This is a genomic window from Streptomyces purpurogeneiscleroticus (genome assembly GCF_020024005.1).
Classification (GTDB): domain Bacteria; phylum Actinomycetota; class Actinomycetes; order Streptomycetales; family Streptomycetaceae; genus Streptomyces; species Streptomyces purpurogeneiscleroticus.
Genome location: NZ_NHSG01000378.1, coordinates 1 through 13,200 on the forward strand (window position 1 = coordinate 1; position 13,200 = coordinate 13,200).

Genomic DNA, 13,200 nt, shown 5'->3' on the forward strand with positions numbered 1-13,200 from the left:
GCTCGATTCGTCCCCCACAGCCGGTGTTGTCACCCCCCGAACCGGGACACGAATCCCGCTCCGGACCACCACCACCCGAAACACCACCCGGAGCGCCATCATCCGGAACACCGCCCGGAACACCGCCCGGACCTCGACCATCCGGAAAACCGTCCGGAGCACGACCATCCGGAACACCGTCCGAAGCGCCTGCACCCGAAACACCACCCGGAGCGCGGTCCGGCTCACCATCCGGAAGGTGACGCGCGTGGCCCTTTCCGAGCCGCGCCCCCTGAGACTTGGCGCTACGCATGCTCCCGACCTTCACCGAGCGACCCAACGCTGCGCGGGCCCCGGCAACACCCCGCAGGGCCCCACACCAAGGCTACGCCGCACACAGCCCAGGCCGAGGCGCAGCCCAGGCCAAGGCGCCCCCACGCGCCAGGCGCCCCCTACGCCCCTCAGCTCACTCCGCTCGGCATCCAGGACGGGAGGTCCTCCGTGCCGGCCAGCCATTCCTCCGGCGGCGCGCCCTCCGGGCCGGCCGCGACGATCGCGCCGACGATCGCGCACGTGGTGTCCACGTCCCCACCCGCCCGGGCGGTGGTCCAGAACGCCTGCTCATAGCTGCCCAGGTGGCGCGCGGCGGCCCACAGCGTGAACGGCACGGTGTCGTGGGCGGTGGTCCGCCGACCGCAGCCGAGCACCGCGGCGACCGTGCTCGCGTCGGCGTAGTCGAGCATGTCGCGGGCCCGGCGCAGCCCCGCCTGGACCGCACTGCGCGGAATGAGCTCCATGACCGCGTCCAGCAGCGCTTGCGGGCCGGTGACGCGGTCCGGCGCGGCGACGAGCGCGGTGGCGGCCGCCACCGCCATCGCCCCGACGACCGCCTCACGGTGCTGGTGCGTGACGTACGCCGAGATCTCCGCCTGGTGCGTGGCCTGCTCGGGATCGTCGGCGTACCAGGCACCCAGCGGGGCGATGCGCATGGCGGCACCGTTGCCCCACGAGCCGTGCCCCTTGAAGAGCGCCGAGGCGAGCTCGCGCCAGTCCCGTCCCTCCCGCACCTGCCGGAGCAGGCGGTCCACGGCGGGACCGTAGGCGCGGTCCACGTCGTGGTGCTCCGCGAAGGAGCGGGCGAGCGCGTCCTGGTCGATCCGGCCGTGCTCGGTCAGTACGGCCAGTACGGAGGCGGCCATCTCGGTGTCGTCGGTCCACCGCCAGGGCGCCGGCGGCAGGGTGCGGCTCTTGAGCGCGGGGTAATGGGCGGGCACGAAGAACTGGGATCCCAGTGCGTCGCCCACGGCGAGCCCCCGCAGGCTCTCCAGCGCCCTCGCGAAGCGCTGTGCGTCACTGTCACGGTGATCGGCGGTCATCGGTTGCACTCTAGCCGGTGACCCCGTAGGACTGCGGTGTACACCAGCTCTCGAACGGCCGGTCAAGGCGGTACCGCCCGTCCGGACCGAGCAGCAGAGTGCGGTGATCGGCATTGTGGGGATTGGACAGAGATTCAAATTCGGCAACGGTCCAGTGGAACCACCTCATACAGAACAGCCGCATGGTCAGTCCGTGCGTGACGATCAGAACGTTCGGCGGATGGTCGGGGGCTTCGAAGCTGCGCCACAGGCTCTCCAGGAACGCGCCCACCCGGTCGTAGACGTCCGCGCCCGACTCTCCCTGGGCGAAGCGGTAGAAGAAGTGGCCGTAGGCGTCGCGGTACGCCTTCTGGAGCCGTACGTCGTCCCGGTCCTGCCAGTTCCCCCAGTCCTGCTCGCGCAGCCGCGGCTCCTCCCGGACCCGGACCCGCTCCCTGTCCAGACCGAGCGCCTGAAAGGTCTGGTGCGTGCGGCGGTACGGAGAGACGTACGCCGATATTCGCTCGTCCCCGAACATCGTCCGCAGCTGCGCACCGGCCTCCTCGGCCTGCTTGACGCCGCGCTCCGTCAGGCTCAGGGCATGGTCCGGCTCCCGCTCGTACACCGTGTCATCGATATTTCCGTCGGACTCTCCGTGCCTGATGAGGACGATGCGTCGGGGGCGTGCCATGCCGCCAGCCTAGAACGAGCCGCCAACCCCTGCCCGGGGCACTCCCGGGCACCGGCCCCGAAGACCCGGCAGACGTGCAGCGCCTGGAAAACCTGAGTGAACATTGGTGGCCTCCCCCGCGGCCGCACCGGCGGCCGACCGAACCCAAACGCAACGCTTGTTGCGTTACGCTGACGATGATGACACCATCCCCCACCTAACGCAAGTGGAGTAGCATTTGCCTGTGGATAACGAGCAGAACGTGCAGGCCACGGACGGAACCGGCGTCGCCCGCCCCGGCACCCGCCGGCCCGGCGGCCGTACCGCACGCACGCGGGCGGCCGTCCGCGACGCCGTCCTGACCGGCCTCACCGAGCACGGCTACTCCGGCCTGACCGTCGAGTACGTCGCCGAGCACTCCGGCGTGCACAAGACAACTCTCTACCGCCGCTGGGGCGGCGTCGACGGACTGGTCGCCGACATCCTCGACCTGGCCGGCGAGGACAGCTGGACACCGCCCGACACCGGCTCGCTCCACGGCGACCTGCACGCGCTCGCGCTGGAGGTCGTGCACTCCTTCGCCGACCCCGCGTCCGCCGCGCCCACCTCGGCGGTGATCGCCGCCGCCTTCCAGTCCGAGCCGGCCGCGCAGGCGCTGCGCGCGTACTACGCCGAACGCTTCACGCGCTGCGAGGTGATCGTGGACCGCGCCGTCGCCCGCGGCGAGCTGCCCGGCCCGCGGTCGGCCATCGACGGCGGAGCACTGGTGCGCGCGGCGGCGGCCCCGCTGTTCTTCCGCCAGTTCATCACCCGCGAGGGCCTGGACGAGCCGGCCGCCGACCAGGCCGTCGCCGTCGCCCTGGCGGCAGCACACGCGGGAATGTTCACGACGGGCACGTGAGCGCGAGCGGCGCCCTCTCACACCGCGACGGTCACACCGTCCACGAAGGCTCCAGTTCGACCACGTCGCCCGTGACGCCCATGATGTCCGCCGCCGTCTGCGCCCGTAGGGCCAGCCGTTCGAGGCGTTCCGGGCGGTACTTGCCGCGTTCGGCCGCCGACTGCCACATCGAGAGGACCAGGAACTCCTCCCCCGGGGCGCGCCCCAGCATGCCGCGCAGCATCCCGGGGGAGCCCGCCATCGCGGGGTTCCAGACCTTCTCCTGCATCAGCTTGTAGTGGTCGACCCGGCCCGCCCTGACCTGGCAGTACGCCAGCCGCAGCACATCGGCGTCCGTGAAGACGGGCCGGAAGCCGACCTTCACGTCCAGCTCGTGTTCGAAGAGGCGGGTCTGGCCGTTCTTGTACGTGCCGACCTGCGCGGCGGCCAGGCGGTCGTGCGATCTCGCCATGAACGAGTCGTAGAACGCCCTGCTCTCCCAGAAGGCCACGAGATGCGCGACGCCGGGGCGGGTGCGGCTCCAGCCGCCGCCCTGTCCCCGGAAGCCGGGCTCCCCGGGCAGCCCCGCCCATTTGCGCTGCCCCCGTTCGAACCCCCCGCGGTCCACAACAGTGCAGCGAATCCATTTGACCAGCACCGCGCCATCGTACGGCCCCTGGCGTCCCTTGCGTCACTGCGCGTCACAGTACGCACACTTCAACTCATCTGCTGTATACGGCGGATGAGGGCGGGCAGACACCGCATGTCACACCCGCGTGGCAGCATGGGTGATTCACGGGAAGCGCCCGGCCACGGTGCTCCGGGGGCGAAGAAGGGAAGTCTGGTGAGCAGTCTCAACAAGGGGATCGACAAGGCCGAGGTCACGCTGAAATGGGACCCGAGCCCCCAGGGCGAGCCCGCCAACGACCTCGACATCATCGCCGCGACGTACACCACGGATGCGCTGCACGGCGAGCCCGACTACCTCGTGCACTTCGACAGCCGCTCCCCTGACGGCACCATCACCCTGAACCGGGACAGCAGGACCGGCCAGGGCTTCGGCGTCGACGAGGCGATGACGCTGGAGTTCTCGCGGCTGGCGGAGAGGTACGGCCGGGTGGTGGTGGGCGTCACCATCCAGCAGCGGGGCGGGCGCCGGGCCTTCGGCGACATACCGCACACCCTGGTGCGCATCCTGGAGGGCTACGAGGTGCTGGCGGAGGACGACTTCGGCCGCTTCCCCGGCGCCACGGCCGCGGTGGTCGCGGAGTTCGTCCGGGACGGCGACGGGGAGTGGCAGTTTGTGAGCGGGGTCCGCGGATTCGAGGGCGACGCCGACGACTTCGCCTCGTGGATGGGCCGACGGCCCGCCGACGGCTGACAGCCACGACACGGAGGCGGCGCGGGACCGGAAGTCCACCGGGCACCGGGCGCGAGGCCGGCATCAACGCCGAGGGCGGTGGAGGCGGGATCCCGCCTCCACCGCCCTGAGCGGTTCAGTCACGCCCCGAGAGGCGCACTGTCAGCTTGTCAGCTGCAGCCGCTCGTGGAGCCGCAGCCCTCGCAGAGGTAGCAGCTGCCGGCGCGCTGCATCTTCGTGCCGCAGGAGAAGCACAGCGGGGCGTCGGCGTTGATGCCCAGCTGCATCTCGACCAGCTCCGCGTTGGTGTGCGCCTGCTTCGGGGCCGGCGCCGCGGTCTCCTCGACGACCTCTTCGGTGGAGGCCGACGCGGACTGCTGGGTCAGCGGGGCCGACTGGGCCAGCCCCTGGATGTCGAGCTCGTCCTCGGCCGGCTCGTACGAACCGGTCTCCAGGTGACGCTGGCGCTCCTCGACGGAGTGGATGCCGAGCGCCGAGCGGGTCTCGAAGGGCAGGAAGTCCAGCGCCAGGCGGCGGAAGATGTAGTCGACGATCGACTGCGCCATCCGCACGTCCGGGTCGTCCGTCATGCCGGCCGGCTCGAAGCGCATGTTGGTGAACTTCGAGACGTAGGTCTCCAGCGGCACGCCGTACTGGAGGCCGACCGAGACCGCGATGGAGAAGGCGTCCATCATGCCCGCGAGGGTCGAGCCCTGCTTGGACATCTTCAGGAAGACCTCACCCAGGCCGTCGTCCGGGTAGGAGTTGGCCGTCATGTAGCCCTCGGCGCCGCCGACGGTGAAGGAGGTGGTGATGCCGGGACGGCCCTTCGGGAGACGCTTGCGGACCGGGCGGTACTCGACGACCTTCTTCTCGGCGACCGGCTCGGCCTTCTTCTCCTCCTCCTTCTTCTTGGCGGAGAGCGGCTGGCCGACCTTGCAGTTGTCGCGGTAGATCGCGAGCGCCTTCAGGCCGAGCTTCCAGCCCTGGAAGTAGACGTCCTCGATCTCCTCGACCGTGGCGGTCTCGGGGACGTTGACCGTCTTGGAGATCGCGCCGGAGAGGAACGGCTGCGCCGCGGCCATCATGCGGACGTGGCCCATCGGGGAGATGGAGCGCTCGCCCATGGCGCAGTCGAAGACCTCGTAGTGCTCGGTCTTCAGGGCCGGGGCGTCGACCACGTTGCCGTGCTCGGCGATGTGGGCGACGATCGCCTCGACCTGCTCGGGCTGGTAGCCCAGGCGCTTCAGGGCCTTCGGGACCGTGTTGTTCACGATCTGCATCGAGCCGCCGCCGACGAGCTTCTTGAACTTGACCAGGGCCAGGTCCGGCTCGACGCCCGTGGTGTCGCAGTCCATCATCAGGCCGATGGTGCCGGTGGGGGCCAGCACCGAAGCCTGCGCGTTGCGGAAGCCGTTCTTCTCGCCGAGGCGGATGACGTCCTGCCACGCCTCGGTGGCCGCGGCCCACACCGGGGTGTCCAGGTCGTCCATGCGCGTGGCGGCACCGTTGGCGTCCGCGTGCTGCTTCATGACGCGCTTGTGGGCGTCGGCGTTGCGGGCGTAACCGTCGTACGGGCCGACGACCGAGGCCAGCTCGGCGGAGCGCTTGTACGAGGTACCGGTCATCAGGGAGGTGATGGCGCCGGCGAGCGCGCGGCCACCGTCGGAGTCGTACGCGTGGCCCGTGGCCATGAGCAGGGCGCCGAGGTTGGCGTAACCGATGCCCAGCTGACGGAAGGCGCGGGTGGTCTCACCGATCTTCTCGGTCGGGAAGTCCGCGAAGCAGATCGAGATGTCCATCGCGGTGATGACCAGCTCGACGACCTTGGCGAAGCGCTCCGCGTCGAACGACTGGTTGCCCTTGTCGTCGTCGCGCAGGAACTTCATGAGGTTGAGCGAGGCGAGGTTGCACGAGGAGTTGTCCAGGTGCATGTACTCGCTGCACGGGTTCGAGGCGGTGATCCGGCCCGACTCCGGCGAGGTGTGCCAGTGGTTGATGGTGTCGTCGTACTGGATGCCGGGGTCGGCGCAGGCCCAGGCGGCCTCGGCCATCTTGCGGAACAGGCCCTTGGCGTCGACCTCCTCGATGACCTCGCCGTTCAGCCGGCCGCGCAGACCGAACTTCGAGCCGGACTCCACGGCCTTCATGAACTCGTCGTTCACGCGGACCGAGTTGTTGGCGTTCTGGTACTGGACGGAGGCGATGTCGTCGCCGCCCAGGTCCATGTCGAAGCCCGCGTCGCGCAGCGCGCGGATCTTCTCCTCCTCGGAGACCTTGGTCTCGATGAACGCCTCGACGTCCGGGTGGTCCACGTCCAGGACGACCATCTTGGCGGCGCGGCGGGTGGCGCCGCCCGACTTGATGGTGCCGGCGGACGCGTCGGCGCCGCGCATGAAGGAGACCGGTCCGGAGGCGTTGCCGCCGGAGGACAGCAGCTCCTTGGAGGAGCGGATGCGGGAGAGGTTCAGGCCGGCGCCGGAGCCGCCCTTGAAGATCATCCCCTCTTCCTTGTACCAGTCCAGGATCGACTCCATGGAGTCGTCAACGGAGAGGATGAAGCAGGCGCTGACCTGCTGCGGCTGCTTGGTGCCGACGTTGAACCAGACCGGCGAGTTGAAGCTGAAGACCTGGTGGAGCAGCGCGTACGCCAGCTCGTGCTCAAAGATCTCCGCGTCGGCCGGGGAGGCGAAGTAACCGTTCTCCTCACCGGACTTCCGGTACGTCTTCACCACGCGGTCGATGAGCTGCTTGAGGCTCTTCTCGCGCTCCGGGGAGCCGACCGCGCCACGGAAGTACTTGCTTGTGACGATGTTGACCGCGTTCACCGACCAGAAGTCGGGGAACTCGACGCCACGCTGCTCGAAATTGACCGAGCCGTCGCGCCAATTGGTCATGACGACGTCACGGCTCTCCCACGCCACCTCGTCGTACGGATGCACGCCGGGGGTGGTGTGGATGCGCTCGATACGCAGACCCTTGCTCGCCTTGCTGCCCTTTCGGGAGCCTCGCGCCGGGCCGCTCGTCGTCTCTGTCATGCCGCCTCCCTGTACAGGCGTAAACGCCCTGATGTGCACACTTCTTCCCGTGGCACGGTGTATGTCTTGCTGCGCCGGGGCTCCTGCTCAGCTCCGGCGAGGTCTGGGCCGCGCGCCGAGCTCAGTCGGCGGCGGGAGCGGGCACGGGGACCGCCGAATCGTCGGCCTCCCCGCAGTTCCCGCAGTGGTGCGAGGGCGGCCGCTGCTCACGCAGCTCCGCGATGGCCGCCTCAAAATCTTCGAGCGAGTCGAACGCCCGGTACACGCTCGCGAAGCGCAGGTACGCCACGAGATCCAGCTCCTGGAGCGGGCCCAGTATGGCGAGCCCGACGTCATGGGTGGACAGCTCGGCGCTGCCGGTCGCGCGCACCGCCTCCTCGACCCGCTGGCCGAGCTTGGCGAGCGCGTCCTCGGTGACCGGCCGGCCCTGGCACGCCTTGCGCACACCGGCGATGACCTTGTCGCGGCTGAAGGGCTCGGTGACCCCGCTCCGCTTGATCACCGTGAGTGACGCCGTCTCGATCGTGGTGAACCGCCGGGAGCAGTCGGGGCACTGCCGGCGACGGCGGATCGAGGTGCCGTCGTCGGTGGTGCGGCTGTCCACCACCCGGCTGTCGGGGTGCCTGCAGAAGGGGCAGTGCATGGCTTGCCCTCCTCACCCTCGAAAACGGACGTACGCCAACCCATTCCGGCGTACGGCTGATAGCCCGGACAGGGCCCGAACGGGGGCCTCCGGAGCGACCACAAGCATAGGCGATCCATGGGCCGAAGAAGACCATGGACCACAACGTCTGGTGGCTGTCGCCCATCCAAGCACTACATGTGGTGCCGGGCGAGAAAATGCACGCACCGCGTGTCGCGGCGGCGCGGCAGCCACGAGACTACGTGAGACCCCCCGGTGACCGTTGCGGAGGGGCGGCAATGACAGACTTGGCCAGGTCACGGCGGGCGCGCCATGATCGTCGCGGAAACACGGCAGAACGCGGACCCGGAGCCGGGAATTCCCGGCGGGAACGGTACCGTAATGCCCGTTATCGCCTTTCGCCCGCTCGCGGCCATACACCCGATGCCCTGATCAGGTCAGCTAATCCGCGGATTTTCACTCGAACGTGTGTTTGGCGCAACCTTTCGAAAGCAACTACCGTTGGCTAACTAGGGAGAACATTCCGAGAGGGGCAGCCGACGTGACCACCACCGCAGACAGCGCGATCATTGCCGCACAGAGCCACTCCCAGGGCCGCTTCGAGCCGACCCAGAAACCGCCGCTGGACGACGCCACGGTGAGCCCGGAAGGCCAGAAGCCGGCACGTTCGCTGCCCGGGCGCCCTCCAGGAATCCGCGCGGACAGCTCGGGCCTCACGGACCGGCAGCGACGGGTCATCGAGGTCATCCGGGACTCCGTCCAACGACGCGGGTACCCCCCGTCCATGCGCGAGATCGGCCAGGCGGTGGGCCTGTCGAGCACGTCGTCGGTGGCACACCAGCTGATGGCCCTGGAGCGCAAGGGCTTCCTCCGCCGCGACCCGCACCGCCCCCGCGCGTACGAGGTCCGCGGCTCCGACCAGCCCGCCTCGGCCCCGGCGGACACCACGGGCAAGCCCGCGGCGTCGTACGTCCCGCTGGTGGGCCGGATCGCCGCCGGTGGCCCGATCCTCGCGGAGGAGTCCGTCGAGGACGTCTTCCCGCTGCCCCGGCAGCTGGTGGGCGACGGCGAGCTGTTCGTGCTGAAGGTCGTCGGTGACTCCATGGTCGAGGCCGCGATCTGCGACGGCGACTGGGTCACGGTCCGCCGCCAGCCCGTCGCGGAGAACGGCGACATCGTCGCCGCGATGCTCGACGGCGAGGCCACGGTGAAGCGCTTCAAGCGCGAGGACGGCCACGTCTGGCTGCTCCCGCACAACGCCGCGTACCAGCCCATCCCCGGTGACGAGGCGACCATCCTCGGCAAGGTGGTGGCGGTGCTCCGCCGGGTCTGAGTGCCACGGCCGGCCCGGCGGCGCCCGCACGGAGCCACCGCTCCCGAGGAGCCGACCGCGGTCATGACGCTACGGGCCTCGTATGCCGATCGGTATACGAGGCCCGCGCACGTGTGCGGGTCCGTGGCGGCCCCCCACGGAAGCCTTGGCGGTACTACTGCGCGTCCGCCGTCTCCGGCTCCTCAGCGGCCTTCTCGGCCGCCTGAGCGGCCGCGTCGATCGCCGCCAGGGAGCGGCGGACCTGGTTGCGGTCGGTGGTGTACCAGAAGCCGGGCATCGAGGCGCGCAGGAACGAGCCGTACCGCGCCCGCTCGACCCGCGGGTCCAGGCAGGCGACCACGCCGCGGTCCCCGGAGGCGCGGATCAGGCGGCCCGCGCCCTGGGCCATCAGCAGCGCCGCGTGCGTCGCCGCGACCGCCATGAAGCCATTGCCGCCGGCCTCCTCCACGGCCTTCTGGCGGGCGCTCATCAGCGGGTCGTCGGGGCGCGGGAACGGCACCCGGTCCATGACCACCAGCTGGCAGCTCGCCCCCGGCACGTCCACGCCCTGCCACAGCGACAACGTCCCGAACAGGCACGTCCGCGGATCCGCCGCGAAGGTACGGATCAGCTCGCCGAGCGTCTCCTCGCCCTGCAGCAGGATCGGCACGTCCAGCCGGCCGCGCAGCTCCTCGGCGGCCGCCTGCGCGGCCCGCATCGAGGAGAACAGCCCCAGCGTGCGCCCGCCGGCCGCCTCCACCAGCTCCGCCAGCTCGTCCAGCATGTCCGTACGGGTGCCCTCGCGCCCCGGCTGGTTCAGATGCTTGGCGACATACAGAATGCCCTGCTTCGAGTAATCGAACGGCGAGCCGACGTCCAGCCCCTTCCACGGGGGCGCGTCCTCGCCCTGCGTGCCCTCGGGGGCCAGCCCCAGCGAGGCCGCCACGCCGTTGAAGTCGCCGCCGAGCTTGAGGGTCGCCGAGGTCAGCACGACCGAGCGGTCCTCGAAGAGCTTCTCGCGCAGCAGCCCGGACACCGACAGCGGGGCGACGCGCAACGAGGCGCCGAAGCGGTCGTGCCGCTCGTACCAGACCACGTCGTACTCGGAGCCGTTCGCGATCCGCTCGGCCACCGCGTGCACGTTCTCCACGGAGGCCAGCGCCTGCTTGCGCACGGCGTCCTCGTCCTGGACGGACTTGTCGCGGGTCGAACCGAGCGCGGAGATCACCGTACGGGCGGCGTCGCGCAGCGCCATCAGGCAGTACCCGAGGTCCTCCGGGATCTCCTCCAGGCGGCCCGGCAGCGCCAGCTCCATCAGCCGCTCGAAGGTCTCGGAGGCGGTCTGCAGCTGATCGGCGGCCTTCTCGTTGACCAGCTTGGCGGCCCGCCGCACCGCGCGGTTCACCTGTCCCGGAGTGAGCTCGCCCGTGGCCACGCCGGTGACCCGGGAGACCAGCTCGTGCGCCTCGTCGATGATCAGCACTTCGTGCTGCGGCAGGACCGGCGCGCCCTCGATGGCGTCGATCGCGAGCAGCGCGTGGTTCGTGACGACCACGTCGGCGAGCTTGGCCCGCTCCCGGGCGGCTTCCGCGAAGCACTCCGCGCCGTACGCGCACTTCGATGCGCCCAGACACTCCCGGGAGGACACCGAGACCTGGCCCCATGCCCGGTCCGATACACCCGGCGTCAGCGCGTCCCGGTCGCCCGTCTCCGTCTCGTCCGCCCAGTCCCGCAGCCGCAGCAGGTCCTTGCCGAGCTTGCTCGTCGCCGTGGCCTGCTCGAAGGGGTCGAACAGGCCCTCCTCCTCTTCCTGCGGCACGCCCTCGTGGAGGCGGTGCAGGCAGAGATAGTTCGACCGGCCCTTGAGCGTGGCGAACTGCGGCTTGCGGCGCAGCAGCGGGTGCAGCGCGTCGACCGTACGCGGCAGGTCACGCTCGACCAGCTGCCGCTGCAGCGCGAGGGTCGCGGTGGCGACGACCACGCGCTCGCCGTGGGCCAGGGCGGGGACCAGATAGCCGATCGACTTTCCGGTGCCGGTGCCGGCCTGGGCGAGCAGGTGGGTGCCGTCGTCGATGGCCTCGGCCACGGCTTCGGCCATGGCGACCTGGCCGGGGCGCTCGGTGCCGCCGACGGCGGCCACGGCAGCATGGAGCAGTTCGGGGAGGGAGGGCTTCGTCATAGCGTTGCCACCCTACGCGGGCCCGCTGACACTCCGCCGCGTCCCGGCCGGTCCGTGGCCGGTCGTACGGGCGCGTCAGGGGGCGTGCAGCGGGTTGCGGATCATGCCGTGTACGGCGGCGTGCGGGCGCTCCGGGCGGTCACGGTAGCCGTCCATGTGGAGACGGTTGCGGTTGAGGCAGAGCCGCTCGATCTCCGGGGTGAGCAGGTCGAACATCGCGTAGCGCTCCTTGAGGTGCGGGAAGCGCTCCTGGTAGCGCAGGATCTCGGTCCGCACGAGTGACCAGAAGTCGCCCTCGGGGACGCCCAGTTGCTCCTCGCACAGCGGCGCCAGGTAGCGGAACACGCCGACGAACAGCCCGGAATGGATGAACTGGGTCAGGAACGCGGGCGGTTCGGTGAGCAGGACCTCGCGCACGTCCTCGGGCATGGCGGCCAGTTCGGGCAGCGGGCCGTCGGTCGTGTTCACGTCGTCCACGAAGTCCTTGACCGCGAGGCGGGTGGGGACGTCGTGCGCGTCGAAGCACACGATGGCGTTCTCGCCGTGCGGGGAGAAGACGGTGCCGTACTGGTAGAGGAAGTGCAGCAGCGGCGGCAGCAGGGCGGCGAAGAGGTGGCGCAGCCAGGTGTGCGGCGCGAGCCCGGAGCGGTGGACCAGCTCGGCGGTGAGCGCGCGGCCGTGCGGGTCGGTCTGCAGGAGCGAGGCGAGGGTGCGGGCGCGCTCTCCGGGGTCGAGCAGCGGGGCGACCGGCTCGCGCCAGATGCAGCCGAGCAGCTCCTTGTACTGGTACGGGACACCGGGGATGCGGTCGTACAGGGGGTGTTCGACGGTGACGGACGCGGTCTCGCCGAGGAGGATCACGCGGGTCTCGTCGCGCAGGTACGGGTCGGCGTCGCGCAGGCCCTGGACCCAGGCGGTGACGGCGGGGGCCGCGAGGGTGCGCTCGGTGGGCAGGCCGCGCCAGACGAGCGTGTTCAGCACGGACAGCGGGAGCTTGACCGTGCGGGCGTGCGGGCGGCTGGTGTTGAGGAAGGTCCGGATCGACTGCTGCGGCAGCCGGAGGTCGTTGTCAGTGGTGAGTGGGACGATGAATTCGGCGGCGATCTGCGGGGCGTAGAGCGGGGCGATGGTCTCGTCCCACTGCCAGGGGTGGACGGGGAGATAGAGGTAGTCGGCGGGGTCGAGGCCCTGGTCGGTGAGGGTGCGGGCGAAGGTGTCGCGGAGATCGGGGGTGAGTTCTTCGGAGTACAGGCGGTCGGGGGTGGCCAGCGGGCCGGTGCCGCGGTAGCGGGCGAGGTCGCGGTGAGCGGCGATCCAGGGCAGCCGGCAGAGGGTGCGGGCTTCGGGGGCCCAGCGCTCGGCGTCGGCGGCGGAGAAGCCGAGCCGACCTTTGTTGGCGATCAGCCAGGGGTGACCGGTCTGGTGGCCTTCGAGGGCCGCGTAGTCCAGGTCGGCGAGCTCGGCGGCGGTGAGGGCAGTGGCGTCCAGCCGGGTGTCGGCGGCGAGCGTGGCGGTCAGCTCGCGGATGAGGTGGCCGGTGGTGTCGCCGCTCAGGCCCAGGACGGTGTCGTGGGCGTGGAAGAGGAAGTGCAGGGGGTCGCCGGTGGGCGTGACGGAGTCCGGGTCGACGCGCCAGTGCCCGTATGCGCCGCGGCGGGCGTGGAAGCGGTAGGTGACCTCGGGGGTGAGGGGAAGGCGGTAGCGCGGGGTGCCGCAGGGGGCGGTGCCGTCCGGCTCGGGGGCGATGACCTCCTCGTACGCCAGCTCCGCGAGGGTCTTGGCGA

General features: G+C 70.6%; 11 protein-coding genes. 3 read left to right on the forward strand and 8 right to left on the reverse strand.

The window, feature by feature from the left end; all coding sequences use genetic code 11:
• The 3 genes from CCS38_RS27245 to CCS38_RS27255 form a co-directional block, all read right to left on the reverse strand.
• A partial coding sequence (locus CCS38_RS27245) for a hypothetical protein (RefSeq protein ID WP_223735975.1) occupies positions 1-228 on the reverse strand: 228 nt, incomplete at its 3' end.
• 212 nt (positions 229-440) lie between these two features.
• Positions 441-1,355, reverse strand: a complete 915-nt coding sequence (locus tag CCS38_RS27250) for an ADP-ribosylglycohydrolase family protein (RefSeq protein ID WP_223735976.1) — start codon at positions 1,353-1,355, stop codon at positions 441-443.
• A gap of 10 nt (positions 1,356-1,365) precedes the next feature.
• Complete coding sequence (locus CCS38_RS27255) at positions 1,366-2,025, reverse strand: histidine phosphatase family protein (protein ID WP_223735977.1); 660 nt, start codon at positions 2,023-2,025, stop codon at positions 1,366-1,368.
• 217 nt (positions 2,026-2,242) lie between these two features.
• Here CCS38_RS27255 and CCS38_RS27260 point away from each other — a divergent pair, with 217 nt between their 5' ends.
• On the forward strand, positions 2,243-2,905 hold the full coding sequence (locus CCS38_RS27260; protein WP_443742963.1) for a TetR/AcrR family transcriptional regulator: 663 nt from the start codon (positions 2,243-2,245) through the stop codon (positions 2,903-2,905).
• A gap of 31 nt (positions 2,906-2,936) precedes the next feature.
• On the opposite strand, the gene CCS38_RS27265 is transcribed toward CCS38_RS27260, so the two are convergent.
• Positions 2,937-3,542, reverse strand: coding sequence for a YdbC family protein (locus CCS38_RS27265; protein ID WP_223735979.1), 606 nt, complete (start codon positions 3,540-3,542; stop codon positions 2,937-2,939).
• Positions 3,543-3,728: 186 nt separating this feature from the next.
• Here CCS38_RS27265 and CCS38_RS27270 point away from each other — a divergent pair, with 186 nt between their 5' ends.
• Positions 3,729-4,265, forward strand: coding sequence for a TerD family protein (locus CCS38_RS27270; protein ID WP_223735980.1), 537 nt, complete (start codon positions 3,729-3,731; stop codon positions 4,263-4,265).
• Between the two features lie 149 nt (positions 4,266-4,414).
• Here CCS38_RS27270 and CCS38_RS27275 read toward each other — a convergent pair whose 3' ends face one another.
• Entirely contained in the window at positions 4,415-7,282 is a 2,868-nt protein-coding gene (locus CCS38_RS27275) for a vitamin B12-dependent ribonucleotide reductase (RefSeq protein WP_223735981.1), read from the reverse strand.
• A gap of 121 nt (positions 7,283-7,403) precedes the next feature.
• Positions 7,404-7,925, reverse strand: coding sequence for a transcriptional regulator NrdR (gene nrdR, locus CCS38_RS27280; RefSeq protein WP_223735982.1), 522 nt, complete (start codon positions 7,923-7,925; stop codon positions 7,404-7,406).
• Between the two features lie 541 nt (positions 7,926-8,466).
• Here nrdR and lexA point away from each other — a divergent pair.
• Entirely contained in the window at positions 8,467-9,258 is a 792-nt protein-coding gene (gene lexA, locus CCS38_RS27285) for a transcriptional repressor LexA (RefSeq protein ID WP_223735983.1), read from the forward strand.
• A 154-nt stretch (positions 9,259-9,412) separates the two neighbouring features.
• Here the strand turns inward: lexA and CCS38_RS27290 are convergent, their stop codons facing one another.
• Together CCS38_RS27290 and CCS38_RS27295 are read right to left on the reverse strand one after the other, a co-directional pair.
• On the reverse strand, positions 9,413-11,416 hold the full coding sequence (locus tag CCS38_RS27290) for an ATP-dependent DNA helicase (protein WP_223735984.1): 2,004 nt from the start codon (positions 11,414-11,416) through the stop codon (positions 9,413-9,415).
• Positions 11,417-11,491: 75 nt separating this feature from the next.
• On the reverse strand, positions 11,492-13,200 hold a 1,709-nt coding region (locus CCS38_RS27295; RefSeq protein WP_223735985.1), incomplete at its 5' end, for an IucA/IucC family protein.

What these genes read in the sequence shown, in the direction of transcription:
- CCS38_RS27250 (WP_223735976.1), bottom strand. Translation starts at nt 1,355, where the DNA reads ATGACCGCCGATCACCGTGACAGTGACGCACAGCGCTTCGCGAGGGCG.
- CCS38_RS27255 (WP_223735977.1), bottom strand. Translation starts at nt 2,025, where the DNA reads ATGGCACGCCCCCGACGCATCGTCCTCATCAGGCACGGAGAGTCCGAC.
- CCS38_RS27275 (WP_223735981.1), bottom strand. Translation starts at nt 7,282, where the DNA reads ATGACAGAGACGACGAGCGGCCCGGCGCGAGGCTCCCGAAAGGGCAGC.
- nrdR (WP_223735982.1), bottom strand. Translation starts at nt 7,925, where the DNA reads ATGCACTGCCCCTTCTGCAGGCACCCCGACAGCCGGGTGGTGGACAGC.
- CCS38_RS27290 (WP_223735984.1), bottom strand. Translation starts at nt 11,416, where the DNA reads ATGACGAAGCCCTCCCTCCCCGAACTGCTCCATGCTGCCGTGGCCGCC.